Source organism: Vibrio bathopelagicus, assembly GCF_014879975.1.
Classification (GTDB): Bacteria; Pseudomonadota; Gammaproteobacteria; order Enterobacterales; family Vibrionaceae; genus Vibrio; species Vibrio bathopelagicus.
Map to the genome: position 1 here is coordinate 796,287 of NZ_CP062501.1, position 15,838 is coordinate 812,124.

The window sequence follows — 15,838 nt, forward strand, 5'->3', positions numbered from 1 at the left end:
GAGACAAGGTAAACAAAAGGTAACCGAGTTGGTTATTGGGCGAGTCTAGCGCCTAATATTCTAATACAGCAATCTGGGACACTTTTTCCCATGCCGAATTGGTAATACTGACGCCATATTCATTTATGGGCTCAATAATGCTATTCAAACATCCCATCTCTCTGCTAACGATTATTCGGCTTAACCCATTAAAGGTCGCTGCGACTTGGTTAATGGTTTTGGCTGAAAACGTGATGCTTATTCTGTTGCCGCTGTTTATTGGTTACGCCATCGACGGTGTCTTAAACCAAAGCTTCCAGCCCTTAGTGATGCTGGCAGTGCTTCTCTTTGTACTGGTCATTCTCAGCGTTGTTCGTCGTTTCTACGATACCCGTGTTTATGGGGCGATTCGTGTAAAACTGGCGAATATCGTGGAGCGAAACCTGCGTGGCTTATCTGTATCATCCAAAGACGCTCGACTCACCATGTCACGTGAGCTGGTTGATTTCTTAGAAGACGATTTGCCTGCTCTGATGACAGCAGTGGTGCAGCTTGTTGCGACTGTGGTGATTCTCTCTACATTCCATTTCTCATTGGCGCTTTGTATGTTGTTTGCAGGGCTGTCGATGCTAGCCATTTATGGTTTGTTTCATAGAACCTTCACGCGGCTTAATGGCCAATTTAACGACCAAGTTGAACAGCAAGTTCAACTGTTGAGCGGCGTTCGCTTATCTGCGCTTCGTTGGCACTTTGAGCGACTTAAACAGTGTGAAATCAAGCTTTCAGACACCGAGGCGATTGTTTACGGACTGATCTTTACCGTGCTGTTTGGCGCAGTCGTAGGCAATTTGTGGATGGTGAGCCAGCTTATTCAGCCGACTGCAGGACAAGTGTTCTCAATCGTTACCTATTCGCTGGAGTTTGTTGAAACCGCAGTGATGCTACCAATTACGCTGCAAACCCTTTCTCGTCTTACTGAAATCAGTCAGCGACTCAATCATACCTCTGTCCAACAGGCTACCAAGGAGATGCCTTATGAAGTTTAAAAAGTCACTGCCTGTATTAGTCGGTTGTGCGGCTATCTTTGCTGCCTTGATTGTTGTCGATGAATTGGAACCTGAGGCAGCGGAACCTGTGAAGAAGCAAGCAGTACTGGCACCGGTTTCTGTATTGGAGGTGACACCTTCGCAGCACGAATCGACGTTAACGGTACTTGGCTTAACCGCTGCTCGTTGGCCAATTCAACTTAAAGCGTCGAGTAGTGCGCAACTTAAGTGGCTGAATGAAAACATTGAACCGGGACAGCTAGTGACTAAGGGCGATGTGTTGGCGAAGTTAGATACCAGCGCCGTTGATGCGAACTTGGCGCAAGCGTTAAGTTCGTTAAAGCAAGCCGAGTTGGAATTGAAACAGGCTAAACATGAACAAACTGTTGCTCTTAAAATGCTTAACCCAAAAACAAGTTCGTCCTTTGCGCGCAGAGAACCCCAAGTGCTTGCTGCGAAAGCCAACCTGCAACAAGCCCAACAAGCTTATGTCAGTGCGAAGAAGCTAATGGAAGAGTCGGTGATTACCGCGCCCTTTGATGCGGTCGTCATGAAGCGCCACATTAGCCCAAGAGAGTGGGTAGAGGCAGGGCAAGTGACCTTTGAGTTAGCCGCCAGTGATTCGATTGATATCGAGCTTCCAATCTCTGAAATGCACTGGCAACAAGTGCAAGCTGCCTTGGTTAAGCCGAGTATTCGTGTCGTGAGTCGTTCTGGGAACCAATGGCCCGCGAAAGTGCGTTATGTGTCTCCGGAAGTCGATTCGGTGACTCGTCAAAGACAAGTAGTGCTATCGGTTGAAAATCCTTACCAACACAAGCCTAGGCTTTTCCCTAATCAGCAAGTTCAAGCTGTGGTTAACCTCGGTCTACAAGATGACGTAGTAAGCGTGCCTCTGAGCGCAATGACGCGAGACGGGTATGTGTGGACATTAGATATAGAAGATCGCTTACGAAAAGAGTCGGTAACGCTTATAGGGCAAGACAGTAAAGAGCTTGATATTCGCTTCAATGATCGAAGTGATAAGGCTCGTCGCGTGGTGCAGTATCCACTTTCTTCAATGTTAATCGGTAAACAAGTCACGCCTAAATTCAATGAAGCCCATTCTGAAGCCATGCTCGCTGGCAAATCTGATTCAGTACAGATTAAGGAATCAAACCAATGAGTTGGATTACAAAATGGTTCATTAATAACCCAGTCGCTGCCAATTTGTTGATGATGGCGATCGTTATCAGTGGTGTGCTGGCATTTGGGCAGTTACGTGTCGAGTCGTTTCCACAAATTGCACCATCATCAATCAGTATTACCGTGGCTTATCCTGGCGGTACCGCACAACAGATCGATGAGAGCGTGACGCAACGAATCGAAGAGTCGATTAGCGGTATTGCAGGCATCAAACAGCTCACCAGCCAATCGAGTGCTGGCGTGTCTAGAGTCGTGGTACGTAAAACCAGCAGCACAGATTTAGACAAGCTGTTGGATGACATTCGTAACCAAGTTAACGCCATCAACGGCTTTCCCGTGCAAGCAGAAAGACCGCAAGTGGTGCGAAATGAATTTACCAACTTAGCTGCGTTTGTGGTGGTGTCTGGGCCAAGAACCGATGACGAATTACAACCTATTGCCAAGCAACTTGGGCAAGCGCTGAAGAAGAACCCTCAAATTTCAAAGGTTTCAAACTGGGGAACACGAACGCCTCAGTTGGTGATCGAGCCAGACCCTGACCAACTCAAGGCGCTAGGGCTGAGCTTGGAAGATCTTGCAGGTTTAGTTGAGCAGCGTTCACTAGAGTCTCGTAGCGGTGAGCTGATTAGTGACAAAGGCCGAATGGTTATTCGTGGTGACGGTTATGCCGATGATTTACAGAAGCTGAATCAGCTTGTCGTAATTTCGGGTAGTAACGGAAAAATACGCTTGGGAGACATTGCCAAGCTAACCCGTGGCTACCAATACAGCGGCTCTATCGTGCGTAACAACGGCTCTAATGCCATCGCTTTACTAGTCAGTACTAGCCAAACCGATAACCTGCTTAAAATCAGTGAGGCGATCAGCGAAACACTGGATGCACAACGAGCGATTCTGCCTTCGGATATTCAGCTGAATACCATGGCTGATATGGCGCCTTACATTGAAGATCAGCTGTTTCGTTTGAGTGAAAACGCCTGGCAAGGCTTGTTAATTGTGCTGATTTTGCTAGGGATATTTCTTGAGATTAGGCTCGCTTTTTGGGTCGCGATGGGGATCCCGATTGCGCTCACTGGAACACTCGCCGCAATGCAGTGGTTTAATTACAGCATCAACGACATCACTTTGTTTGGTTTTATCTTGGTACTTGGTGTGTTGGTCGATGATGCGGTTGTCGTCGGGGAAGCGATACACGAAAAACGGACGGGAAATCCTAGTCATTCCGGTGCCTCAAAGCTAAATGGCTCCTCAAGTATAAGTGGCCTTTCTAATATAAACGGAAAGACAGCTGCTTGGCAGGGCGTGCATTCTGTGTCGGTGGCAACCGTGTTTGGTGTGCTAACGACCATTGCTGCGTTCTCTCCAATGCTATGGATTAACAATGAGTTAGCTAAAGTACTTGCTGGGTTTTCGGCCGTGGTGATCTTCGCTTTGATCTTCTCACTGATTGAAAGCAAATTTATTCTACCGTCACACTTGGCTCAGCTTTCTGTGAAAAAGCCCTCTACCAGTATTTTTGCCAAGGTTCAGAACGCCGCTCAAGGCGGTTTGCAGTGGTTCAATCTCAACATCTATAAGCCAGTATTGGAGTTTGCACTTGGCTACAAAGTGGCGTCTTTGCTTGGGTTTGTGGCGGTCATCTCATTGGCTTATGGCATGTGGTCAAATGGGGCGATTCGAAGTGCGCTGTTCCCTGAAATTCCTGGGCGTTACATTACGGCTGTTATTGAGCTAGAAGATGGTGCGCCGTTACCACTGCAGCGCCAAGCTTTGTTGCAAGTAGAGCAAGCGATGACTCAGGTTGAGAAAGGCTTAATGGAAGATTATCCATTACAAGAAAAGCCCGTGGTAAACCTACTCGCATGGTCGGATGGCTATGGGGAGATTGAAGTCACTGCCGAGCTCACCAATGAATCTTTAAGCTTATTGCCGGGTAACTTACTGCTGAAGCGATGGCGAGAAAGCACTGGGCAAATTGAAGGGGCTTACTCGGCCAAATTCAGCGCAGCAGAAGAACCAGCTGGTGGCACATTCTTAACGATCTCTTCCAACGATCGTGAGTTGGCGTCCCGCGTCAGTGAACAGCTAGCAGATACTTTAGCGTCCATAAAAGGTGTTTCGGATGTTTACGATGATGGTCAGGATGGTTTACCACAAGTTCGCTTAGTGCTGAATCAATATGGTCAGCAGCTTGGATTAACTCAAGCGAAGCTGGCACAGCTTGCCGGAGAAGCGTTTGGCGAAAGGGAAGTTCATCGCCTATTAGAAAACGGACAAGAGACCAAGGTGCTGCTGCAATACCCAAGAGATGAGCGCAGAACCTTAGTTCAGCTACAACAAGCCATCATTATGTTGCCGAACGGTGGCAGCGTAATGATTGGCGATATCGCTGAGTTCCGTCACGAGCAAGAGCCGCAAGTGGTTTACCGCCGTGACCGAGAACAAGTGATCAACCTCTATTGGAAGCAAAACCGAGATCTGCAATCACCAGAGAAGACTCGAGAACAGCTTGAAGAGACGATTGAATCTCTGCGGCTACAATACCCAAGTGTGACGATCAAAGCGGGTGGCGAGTTTGAAGAGATAGGGGAAGTGTCGGATGGCTTTAAATCCGCGATGATCCTGACGCTGCTGATGATCTACATCTTGTTGGCAGTGCCTTTGAAATCCTACTGGCAGCCAATGATCATCATGGCGGTCATCCCGTTTGGATTCGCAGGCGCGATTTTTGGTCATTATTTGATGGACCTGCCGATCAGCATTCTTTCGATGTTCGGAATGATGGCCATGACGGGGATCGTGATTAACGACTCGTTGGTGTTGATCACGCGTTTTAATGCTGAATATCGCCAAGGCGTCCCATTACAGAAAGCGTTGGTGATTGCGGGCACCAGCCGATTGAGAGCGATCTTCTTAACCACGATAACCACTGTGTGTGGGTTGTTGCCGTTACTAAGCGAAACTGCGGAACAAGCACAATACTTAAAGCCTGCGGCGGTGTCGTTGGTGTTTGGTGAACTGTTCGCCACTGCGGTAACGCTGATTTTGATACCTGTGTTGCTTGGTTTGTTTTGCCGCAAACCGCCTCAAGTTGAAGATCTAATTGAAAAAGAACCGGTCGAACAAGAACCACAGGTACAGACACAGCTCACTTTGGAGCGCTCATGATTGATTTTATAAAGGACAAAGACGATAGTGAAGCCAAGCGATCGAATTCAATCAAGTCGACAGATACAAGAGCTTCTATGCCTGAGAACAAAGACCGTATGACGCAACAGAGCAAACCTGACTATCACTCAGTGCCTGGCTTTAAACTGGTGCCTGAGATTGCGTTGGTGGAATCTTTACCAGAGCACCTTCAAAAACGCTTTAGCCATGCGCTTAACTTAATGCATGAAGAGTGGGGTGAGCGTCGTACTTGGGAAGAGATAGCGACCGAGAGTGCGATCTCTCCATACCATTTTCATCGTCAGTTTACTGAGCTGTTTAATGAAACGCCGGGTCAGTACCTAAGTCGAATACGTCTACAGATTGCTGTTAGCCTGTTGATCAATGACGAGCCATGGAGCGTCATTGAAATTGCTCAGTATTGTGGATTCTCGTCGTCACAATCGTTAGGCAAGGCGCTCAAGCGTGAGTTAGGGGTGACCGCAAAGCACATTCGAGAAATGGGTTATAACGCGACACCCAAGGAGACGGCGGATTTCATCCAGAGATTGGCGCATCCGGGTGTGCAGTCTTCGATGGAAAAAGAATTGGTTAAGTCGATGCCGACAGAATTGGTTTGGTATCCAGAACGCGGAATGCAGAAGCTCAAATTAGACGATCCTGACTGGGATACCGCGTTTGAGATGTACGGTCAGAAGTCTACACAACTCATGGGCACAACACCGATTAAGCAAATGAGAAACAAGTGGGACGACATAGACGCTGAAATCGGCAACTGGCAAGTCGCCAAAAAGCGTTACGATATGACCATTCCAGAAGGATACTACTTGTGTAGCGATGTTTATCTGGTGTCGGATGTCGCCTACAGCACGGCTTTAGAAGCGTTGTTTAATGCGGTTAAGCAACAAGGCTTACAGTTAGACGTGAACGGCTATTTGGTGGAGATGATTCGCCACATAGATGATGACGATGTAGAAGGAGTAACATTCTCCTTTCAGTTGCCGGTTTTAACCACGCAAGATAGCGAATAATAAAAAGGCTCCTCAAATGAGGAGCCTTTGCTTATTAATAAGCAGCTTTATAGAAGGAGCTTAACAGAGTAGGGGGATTAAGCCTCTGCCGTTACTTTAGAGCCGCTCATCTTTTTAAGTGCTGCGTAGCCAAAGCCTGTTACTGCTGTACCTGCTGCAATCGCCACTAGGTACATAAGCACTGGAGAGATAGCGCCAGGAATCAGTAGTACGAACAAGCCGCCGTGTGGAGCCATTAGCTGTGCACCAAACATCATTGATAGAGCACCCGTTAGTGCACCACCTGCCATACATGCTGGGATAACACGCATTGGATCTTTCGCTGCGAATGGGATAGCACCTTCAGAGATGAAACATAGGCCAAGAACGAATGATGCTTTACCCGCTTCACGCTCGCTTGCTTCAAACTTGTCTTTCACTAGGAAAGTCGCAAGGCCCATACCTAGAGCTGGAACCATACCTGCTGCCATGATAGCCGCCATTGGTGCGTAAGTTTGCGAAGCCAGTAGACCAACACCAAATGTGTATGCCGCTTTGTTTACAGGACCACCAAGGTCGAAACACATCATTGCGCCTAGAATCACACCCAGAAGAATCGCGTTAGATGTCCCCATGTTGTTTAGGAAGTCTGTCATTGCGCTCATCACGCCAGATACAGGACCACCCACAATGTAAACCATCACAAGGCCAGTGAATAAACTCGCGATAAACGGAATGATTAGGATAGGCTTGAGGGCTTCCATTGACTGTGGAAGCTGAACCTTGTCGGCAATGAGTTTTGCAGAGTAACCCGCAATGAAACCAGCCGCGATACCACCTAGGAAGCCAGCGCCCGTTGAGCTAGCCAGCATACCGCCGATTAGACCTGGAGCCAGACCCGGACGGTCGGCAATCGAGAATGCAATGAAACCAGCAAGAACAGGAATCATCAATGCGAATGCAGACCCGCCACCGATAGTCATCAGTGCCGCTGCTAGTGTGCCTTCTTCTTTAAACGCTTCGATACCGAATACGAAAGAAAGAGCGATGATCAAACCACCCGCAACAACCACAGGAAGCATGTGAGATACACCTGTCATCAGGTGCTTGTACACGCCTTTCTTCTCATCAGCGGGTGCTGAATTAGAAGAAGCAGTGTGCTGGTATGGTTTCGCTTCAGCGAATGCTTTTTCCATCTCTTGCTTTGTTTTCTTCAAAGCAGGACTTGTCGTTGTTTTGTATAGCGCCTTGCCGTTGAAACGATCCAGAGGTACGTCGATGTCAGCTGCGATGATAACAAGGTCAGCGTCTGCGATTTCTTGGTCTGTCAGTTGGTTTTTCGCACCTACAGATCCGCGAGTTTCCACTTTAATTTGGTGACCTAGGCGTTTGCCTTCTGCTTCAAGCGCTTCAGCTGCCATAAAGGTATGTGCAACACCCGTTGGACAAGCAGTAATCGCAACGATCTTTTTGCTGCCTGTTGTTTCTGTTGAAGCATTTGCCGAAGTACCCGTCACTTCAACAGTGCTTTCAACTTGAGAAGCTTCTAATACCGTTGCTTCTGCTGCCGCTTTCTCTAGAAATGCTTTTGCATCTGCAGTGCACTCAGAGATAGCTGCTTGGTAAACCTTTTTGCCTGCGAAACGTGTTTTATCAACGTTTGTGTTAGCGGAAATAACCACAACGTCGCTGCTGTCGATAGCGTCTTGTGATACTGGAGATTCAGGTAACACGCTTGATTGGCATTCAATAGCGGCGTTCCAACCCAGTGCTTTTGTTGCTTGCTCTAACAAGCCTGCTGCGATGATGCTGTTTGCTACGCCACTAGGGCAAGCTGTGATAATGGTAATATTCATAATAAACCCTTTGTCCTATTTGCTTGTGTCTAACTGGATAGTTGGAGCACTAAGCGACTGTAATTGGATATTTTGTAGTACTGAATCCAGCTCTTGTTGGCTGGTGATGCCCACGCCTACCTGTGAAACTGCTAGAGCAGATAGGGCGGTTGCGAATTTAATTAGTTCTGGTTTTGGCATCTGTTGCATGTGGCCCCAACATAGGCCAGCAACCAAGGTGTCACCTGCGCCTACAGTGCTTACTACTTGCATACGCGGTGGCTGAGCATGTAGCCATTCACCTTGGTTAAGCCACATCACGCCTCCAGCGCCAAGTGATACCACGATGTTATCGATGCCTTTTTCACTTAGGGCTTGGCCTGCGTGTTGGCATTGGTCACGTGTGGTTAGTTCAGCGTTGAACAGCTGAGACAACTCTTCATCGTTTGGTTTGATCAACCAAGGCTGTGCATTGATACCGGCTTTAAGAGCGTCACGGCTGCTGTCGAACAAGACCTTTTTACCTAGGTCTCGCAGACGTTGTACCCAAGAAGCGCAAAGCTCTGGTGATACGCCTTGTGGCAGGCTGCCTGCAATCACGAAGTAATCGTGCGTTTCTGCAAGTTCTAACAAGGTTTCTTCAAACGCTTTAATCGCGTCAGCGTCAACAGGAACTCCTGGGAAGTTGATGTCGCTAACTTGGCCTGACTTCTCTACCAATTTCACGTTAATGCGAGTAGCGCCATCAACACGGATGAAGCGGTCAGTTGCACCCATTTGTTCGAACAGTTGGCAGAAGGCTTCTTCGTTATTGCGACCAAGGAAACCTGTCACGGTCACTTTAGCGCCAAGCTCTGAAAGCACTTTTGCTACGTTTACGCCTTTGCCTGCTGCATGCAGAGAGCCTTTGTTTACTAGGCTAACTGAACCGACATTCAGTGCGTCGATGGCACCTGTTAGGTCTAGGGCTGGGTTTAGCGTAACGGTAACGGCTTTGATTTGTTTATCAGACATATCGACTCCTTAACCTTCGCCAAGGCCTGAAGCGATAGCTTTACCAATCGATTCAAGTGCTTGTGCTGCATCATCACCCTCAGCAACAAACTGAAGCTGGTGGCCATGTTTAACGCCAAGAGCGATCACTTTCATCAAGCTCTTCGCATTCACTTCTTTTCCGTCGCCATCTAGGTTTGAAACGCGGATTGTTGATTCGAATTTCTTCGCTTCAGCAACCAACATTGCACCTGGACGAGCGTGTAGGCCGTGTGCGTTTTTGATTTTGAATACTGCGCAGTTGTCATCGTCTTGAGACGCTGTAGAAACGGCTTCACCTTTCAGAAGACCAATCACTTGTGCAACGTCAGCAGTTAACAGTTGTTGCTGTTTACCTTCGAAAACCATCTTGCTTAGGTTAGCCAGAATTGATTGGTGTGCGCTGTTACAAGCGGCGAATGCTACCAATGCTTTCACTGGTGTGCCTTCATACTCACAATGGTTTGCTGTTGAAACAAACGATACGCCAGTGCGAGTTACGCCTTTATCGCTGCCCAATAACCACAGGCCTTGGCCTAGGTGAGTCGGTGTTTTTGTTACTAGGTCAGCAACGAACGCGTTGTCAGTGCAACCTGTATTCTTAAGAAGGCCACCCGCAACTGCCGACATTTGAACCATGTCGCTTGCAGGGAATAGCAGTTGAACCAAAGAAGCATCTAAGTCAGCTTCAAGCTGAACTTCGCCGTTAAGTAGGGCGATGATTTCGTCTTCTGATTTTGCTTGCTTTAATTTCTCTTCAACACCGTCTGCCGCTAGCACTTTCGTTAGCTGCTTAAGGATGCCCAAGTGCTCGTCAGATTTCGCTGCAATACCAATTGCAACGTAAACACGGTTGCCATCTGCCCAATCAATACCTTCAGGGAAGTGGTGTACCGCTACGCCTGTCTTTTTTACTAGGTTGCGAGTGTCAGTCGTTCCGTGAGGAATCGCGATGCCGTTACCTAGGAACGTAGAGTTCTGGTTTTCACGGTTCAGCATTCCTTCAACGTAGCCAGAGTCAACTAAGCCTTTCGCGGTTAGGTCGCCAGCAATGTTCTGGATAGCTTTGAATTTGTCATCGGCCGTTTGACCAAGAGTGATGTCAGATTTTGATAATTTAAGCATGGTGCCTCTTTAGCGTATCGCTTGAGAATTTGTGTATCGCTACGATTCAGCTTAGAGCAAGTGATAGTGAACTTTACTCGTTGCTTTGCTCTTTGTGCTACTTGTGCTGAATCGGTTCAGCATTCAGTGTAAAAAAATTCAGCAAAGCCGATTTTGATAATCAAAATAGTTTTGCTGCGTGTCGTTAGTTTGGTTTGTCTGCGATTCGTAAGTAACGAAAAGCCAATTAACGACAAATGACGCTCAATCCATTCAAAAGGATGATTGAAGTCACTTTTCAGATTTTGCTGAATCCTTTCAGCTTTTATACTGAATCGATTCAGCATATAATTCAACTAATCCAAGGATCAGAAGATTGGTTATATGATCCTACGCACAAAATACAGGTCACCCATATGACACTAGATGAGATTGCCAAACTAGCCGGTGTGTCGAAAACGACAGCCAGTTATGTGATTAATGGCAAGGCGCAGAAATACAGAATCAGTGAAAAGACTCAGCAGAAAGTCATGGCAGTAGTAGAAGAGTATAATTACCGTCCAGACCATGCTGCTTCGTCGCTGCGTGCTGGTAATAGCCGTTCATTTGGTTTGATTATTCCTGATCTGGAAAACAGCAGTTACGCACGCTTGGCAAAATTGATAGAGCAGAACTCACGTAAAGTGGGCTATCAAATCCTGATTGGTTGCTCTGATGATGACGCCGAAACCGAACGTAAAGTAGCGGAAGCATTGGTGAGCCGTCGTATCGATGCCTTGCTGGTGGCGAGCTCAATGCCAGACGCCAACGAGTTTTACTTGAAGCTGCAAAACTCAGGTACACCCGTAATCGCGATTGACCGTCCGTTAGACGATGAGCACTTTGCGTGTGTGATCAGTGAAGATTTCGAAGCTGCATTTGAGCTGACTCACTCGATCCTTGATGACAGCATTCATAGTGTTGGTTTAATCGGCGCACTGCCTGATCTGAACATTTCACGTGAACGTCACCTGGGCTTTGAAGCAGCGAACAAAGCACATACTCAACAAACAGGGCTAACAGAAAACAAGCCGATGGTTGTGGGTTATGGTGAGCACTTTGACAGAGAATCAGGACGTGAGATTTTTGAGGATTGGATTGCCAAAGGCACGGTGCCCGATGCGATCGTCACTATGTCTTACACCTTGTTAGAAGGTGTACTGGATGTAATGGTCGAAAAGCCTGAACTGATCAAGCAAGTAAAACTGGCAACCTTTGGTGATAACCGCTTACTGGATTTCTTACCCTTTAAAGTCCACTCGCTACCACAGCAATTCGAAGTCATTGCCGATAGTGCGTTTGCACTTGCTTTGAACGCATCAGCTAAACGCTATCAAGCTGGCATTGAGTTAGTGCCAAGAAGCTTAGTAAAACGAGGCTAAACGCGGTTAGCTTGATCTCCGAGATTAACTAGAGCTTCGAGGTTAGCTGCTAGAGCTTCAAGTTGAGTATGAGCCCTGTGGTTAGTTTGAACTTAAGGTTTAGGTAGAACTTTTGGTCTAGTTAGAATTAAGCAATAAGCCAAACTCTACAATGGCAACAATGCCGAGCAACAAGGCCAACACTTTCCAAAACTGGATTGGGTTTCGGTTTATCAAAGGTTGCTTGGCTTTGCTTTTCACCAAGCTTTGGTTCGGTGTGTAAAGGTCTGCCACAAAATCCCCCAACACTTGATGACGTTCGCTTGGCGATTCCGCACAGGCTTTTTGTAACACCAAATCTACCCAACTTGGTAAGTCAGACCGCTTTTGTGTGATGGGTTGATATTCCCATCGATGGTGACGAGATTGATTAAGCGATTGTGCCGTCATCTCAGAGTAGGGCAATGTACTCGTTAGCATCTCATAGCCGATCACTGCGATAGAGAACAAATCTGAACTTGTGGTCGCCGTATTGTGCTTGATGGTTTCTGGTGCAATATAATTGACCGCGCCTAATGGTGTGTCGTCCTTGTCTGTGAGCTCTCCCTCCTCAAGGCCCCTCACTAACACCGCACCAAGGTCGATGATTTTTATCTCACCATCACGTTGAATCATGATGTTCTCGGGCTTTAAGTCTCGGTGCACCATGTCTGCGCGTTGTAATACTCGAATGCCTTGCGTGATTTTTTCTAAGATTTCGCGCACTTCATTGAGTGACGGCTTTGGATTATCGTACATCCATTGTCTTAGCGTGATGCCTTCGACCCATTCGCAGATTTGATATAAGAATTGCGAGTGCTCTGGCGTTGGGTAAACCTTCATGATTTTCTTGTTGTGCAGTAATAGCCCCGCCCATTGTTCATTAAAGAACGCTCGGAGTTGCGAAGGACTATCGTGATATTGAACAGAAGGGACTTTCAACACGAACTCAGTTTGTGTCTCTTTTTGGATTACACGATACACATGGCTTCTAGTGCCTGCATACAACACCTCAAGTACCATAAAGTTGTCGATACTTTGCCCGAGTTTTAAAGCGGGTGGTATGGCACGCTTAGCCAGTTTTTCATGGAATTCAATGAGCGAAGGCTTAGGTAGGTGGTTAACTTGCACAATCAAGCAGCTTACGTTGTCTGAACTATTGTGACTTAAAGCGGTATTACAGATCGTTTGTGCAGCGTGTTCGAAATCAACGCCGGGTTTGTCGATATGTTCCTTGAACGTGTTGGGAGAAACAAACTCGTGTACGCCATCAGATGTCAGGATAAAGCAGTCGTTTTTCTTGATGGGAAGTGTTTGATAGTCAACGTTGAGTTGGTTGTCCATACCTAAGGCGCGTGTAAGGTAATGCTTCTGACCCATATTCTTGCGGGTATGGTCGCGGGTCAGTTGGCGCAATTCCCCATTTCTTAATAAGTAGATACGGCTGTCACCTACATGGAATAAATGCGCGGTGTTTGATTTTAATATCACGCTGCTGAAAGTCGAAACTAGAGCGTTGTGGTTAACTTGTTGCGTGGAATGAATATTAGAAACAGAGGTATTGAAGAGCCAAGAGTTGAGTGACTTTAAGACTTTCTGAGCTGAGCGCTGAATGCTCCAACTTTGTGGCGTTGCGTAATAGTCGTCGATAAACTGCATCACGCTGGTGTGGCTGGCTTTCTGGCCGTGTTCACTGCAACTCGCGCCGTCTGCTATGCAGGCGACACTGCCTTTCAACTCTTGCTCCGTGCGAGTTTTAGGGTGTTTTACAATGATGGCGTCTTGGTTTTCATCACGAATGCCTTTATTCGAATAACCACCAAACTTGAGCGTTAACTGGTTATTAGATTCTGGCGTGATGACTTGCCCTTGGTTGAATGAAATTGTCATAACTGCTCTTCTTCTTAATTGGTTTTCTCTCACGTCCTTGAGAGAACATCCTAGGAAGAACAAAAGCCCTAGTGAACCTAGAGCCTTTGAACGCAGTACCAAAGTGGTGAAACACACCTTAGTACCACTCCCGATTCAATAATTCAGTGTTTCATGTTAGTGCTGGGACTAACTCGAAACATTGATCAGCGTGACACTGCCATCGTCGTTTACCTCAGCAATTTGCCCGTTTGGTTCTTCCATAAAGAACAGAGTCACAAAGCCAAGTACCGCTGTCGCAGCAATCACTAAGAAGAATGTTTGATAGCTCACGAATGACAATACGGTAAGGTAAACCACCGCGCCAACGTTACCGTAAGCGCCAGTCATACCTGCGATTTGGCCTGTCATACGACGTTTAATCAGTGGCACTGTTGCAAACACCGCACCTTCACCCGCTTGTACGAAGAATGAACATGCCATTGCCGCAACAACCGCTAACCATACTGGCCATGTGCTCTCTACCTGACCCATTGCGAAGTAACCTACAGCTAAACCTGCCGTTAGAATCAGTAGCGTTGGTTTACGTCCGAATTTGTCTGAGATCCAACCGCCACCTGGGCGAGACATGAGGTTCATGAAGGCATAAGCCGACGCGACCATACCCGCAAGAACTGGCGTTAATTCAAACGTCTCCGAAAAGAATAGCGGTAACATAGAAACGACGGCGAGTTCTGAACCAAAGGTTGCGAAATACAACACGTTTAACACTGCGACTTGCTTGAATTTATATTGGTGAATTTCAGGCACTTCTTCTTTAAATACGTTCTTGTTTACTTTCCAAACTTGCGAAACTTCGTAAACATACAGTGCAGCTAAACTTGCATATACAGCGTAAACCGCCATGTCAGACAGCATGCCAATACCTGATGGAGACAGTTTCCAAGCAAGCAGAGCCAGTGCCGCGTACATTGGGATCTTCATAATAAGTAGGAAGAAAAAGTCACCCTTTGATGTCACTTCCATCGCTGTTACTTGAGCAGGCTTGAAGTAGGTAGAACCTTTTGGTGTGTCGGATACGTTTTTGTAGAACACCACTGAGAACAGTAGGCTCATTACACCCGTGATACCGACCGCATAACGCCAGCCGTCTTCACCACCAAACGCTAGGGCTAGAGTTGGAAGTGTAAACGCCGCTGCTGCAGAGCCGAAGTTACCCCAGCCGCCGTAAATACCTTCTGCCGTACCCAGTTCATTGTGTGGGAACCACTCAGACACAAGACGAATACCGACAACGAAGCCTGCACCGATGAAACCTAATAGGAAGCGTGCAATCGCCGCTTGAATGAAAGAGTCTGCCATAGCAAACATAAAACAAGGGATTGAACAGACAGCGAGTAGCGAAGAGTAGACTAATCTTGGGCCGTACCTGTCGGTCAACATACCAATTGCGACACGCGCCGGAATGGTTAATGCAACGTTGAGAATCAGGAGTGTTTTGATCTCTTCAGTAGAAAGACCCAGTGATGTTTTCACCATTTGCAGTAGTGGGGCAAAGTTGAACCACACAACAAAGGTGATAAAAAAGGCCATCCAACTTAGGTGTAAGGTTTTCATCTTACCCGTAAATGAAAGCAGCGAAAATTTTGTGTTATCCATGGTTTAAATCCTTTAAATCTGGAAATTACCCGGTTTTAGCATCTGCGTTACTTCCGAAATTCGAACGCATTAATGTGGCTAAAACCTATGCCGAAATTGCTTACGCCTATAAAGCGTTTGCATGATGATGTCGGCGTTTAGTTAACTAGCGATAGCAAGCGGCGCGAGAACTTGAACTTGTTCTCCTAGCTTGCGAACTTCAAATTTCACGAGCTTGAGCTCGGGTTGTTCAAGACATTCGCCAGTCTCTAAGTGGTAATGCTGCTTGTATAAGGGCGAGGCCACGTAAGGCTCTCCGCTTAGTGAGCCAATAATACCACGTGACATCACGTTCGCCTTGCCGATAGGGTCGAAATTAGAGAGCCCATAAAGCGTATCGCTGCGTTTGCAGTAAAAAATAGCCACTTGGTTGTCGTCTACTTTTGCGCAGATCCCCCCGTTTGGAGTTAGGTCGCGTGTGCTGCATACGGTTGTCCAATTTTCCATGACTTTCTCCTGATCTAAATATAAAA

11 protein-coding genes are annotated in these 15,838 nt (G+C 47.0%); 5 read left to right on the forward strand and 6 right to left on the reverse strand.

Going from position 1 to position 15,838, the window contains the following annotated elements:
• Positions 1-137 precede the first annotated feature (137 nt).
• Genes IHV80_RS19905 through IHV80_RS19920 form a run of 4 tightly spaced genes read left to right on the forward strand, consistent with a single transcriptional unit; the run spans position 138 to position 6,409 of the window.
• The gene (locus IHV80_RS19905) at positions 138-1,025 is read left to right on the forward strand and encodes an ABC transporter six-transmembrane domain-containing protein (protein ID WP_192892012.1); all 888 of its coding nucleotides are present in this window, start codon (positions 138-140) and stop codon (positions 1,023-1,025) included.
• Positions 1,015-2,190: an efflux RND transporter periplasmic adaptor subunit gene (locus IHV80_RS19910; protein WP_192892013.1), complete on the forward strand. Its 1,176-nt coding sequence runs from the start codon at positions 1,015-1,017 to the stop codon at positions 2,188-2,190. Before IHV80_RS19905 ends, IHV80_RS19910 begins: the two co-directional genes overlap by 11 nt.
• Positions 2,187-5,378: an efflux RND transporter permease subunit gene (locus tag IHV80_RS19915; protein ID WP_192892014.1), complete on the forward strand. Its 3,192-nt coding sequence runs from the start codon at positions 2,187-2,189 to the stop codon at positions 5,376-5,378. Before IHV80_RS19910 ends, IHV80_RS19915 begins: the two co-directional genes overlap by 4 nt.
• A complete protein-coding gene (locus tag IHV80_RS19920; RefSeq protein WP_192892015.1) occupies positions 5,375-6,409 on the forward strand; it encodes a helix-turn-helix transcriptional regulator in 1,035 nt (344 codons plus the stop codon). Before IHV80_RS19915 ends, IHV80_RS19920 begins: the two co-directional genes overlap by 4 nt.
• Positions 6,410-6,486: 77 nt before the next feature.
• Here IHV80_RS19920 and fruA read toward each other — a convergent pair whose 3' ends face one another.
• Genes fruA through fruB form a run of 3 tightly spaced genes read right to left on the reverse strand, consistent with a single transcriptional unit; the run spans position 6,487 to position 10,380 of the window.
• Positions 6,487-8,244, reverse strand: coding sequence for a PTS fructose transporter subunit IIBC (gene fruA / locus IHV80_RS19925; RefSeq protein WP_192892016.1), 1,758 nt, complete (start codon positions 8,242-8,244; stop codon positions 6,487-6,489).
• 15 nt (positions 8,245-8,259) lie between these two features.
• On the reverse strand, positions 8,260-9,237 hold the full coding sequence (pfkB, locus tag IHV80_RS19930) for a 1-phosphofructokinase (protein WP_192892017.1): 978 nt from the start codon (positions 9,235-9,237) through the stop codon (positions 8,260-8,262).
• A gap of 9 nt (positions 9,238-9,246) precedes the next feature.
• A complete protein-coding gene (gene fruB, locus IHV80_RS19935) occupies positions 9,247-10,380 on the reverse strand; it encodes a fused PTS fructose transporter subunit IIA/HPr protein (RefSeq protein ID WP_192892018.1) in 1,134 nt (377 codons plus the stop codon).
• Between the two features lie 395 nt (positions 10,381-10,775).
• Here fruB and cra point away from each other — a divergent pair, with 395 nt between their 5' ends.
• Positions 10,776-11,780, forward strand: coding sequence for a catabolite repressor/activator (cra, locus tag IHV80_RS19940; RefSeq protein ID WP_192892019.1), 1,005 nt, complete (start codon positions 10,776-10,778; stop codon positions 11,778-11,780).
• A 117-nt stretch (positions 11,781-11,897) separates the two neighbouring features.
• Here cra and IHV80_RS19945 read toward each other — a convergent pair whose 3' ends face one another.
• The 3 genes from IHV80_RS19945 to nirD all read right to left on the reverse strand — a co-directional run bounded on the left by IHV80_RS19945 (position 11,898) and on the right by nirD (position 15,812).
• Positions 11,898-13,688 (reverse strand): bifunctional protein-serine/threonine kinase/phosphatase, encoded by a 1,791-nt coding sequence (locus tag IHV80_RS19945; RefSeq protein ID WP_192892020.1) that lies wholly within the window; start codon positions 13,686-13,688, stop codon positions 11,898-11,900.
• A 168-nt stretch (positions 13,689-13,856) separates the two neighbouring features.
• Positions 13,857-15,326, reverse strand: coding sequence for a NarK family nitrate/nitrite MFS transporter (locus IHV80_RS19950; RefSeq protein ID WP_192892021.1), 1,470 nt, complete (start codon positions 15,324-15,326; stop codon positions 13,857-13,859).
• Positions 15,327-15,467: 141 nt separating this feature from the next.
• Entirely contained in the window at positions 15,468-15,812 is a 345-nt protein-coding gene (gene nirD / locus IHV80_RS19955) for a nitrite reductase small subunit NirD (protein ID WP_060981505.1), read from the reverse strand.
• Positions 15,813-15,838 lie beyond the last annotated feature (26 nt).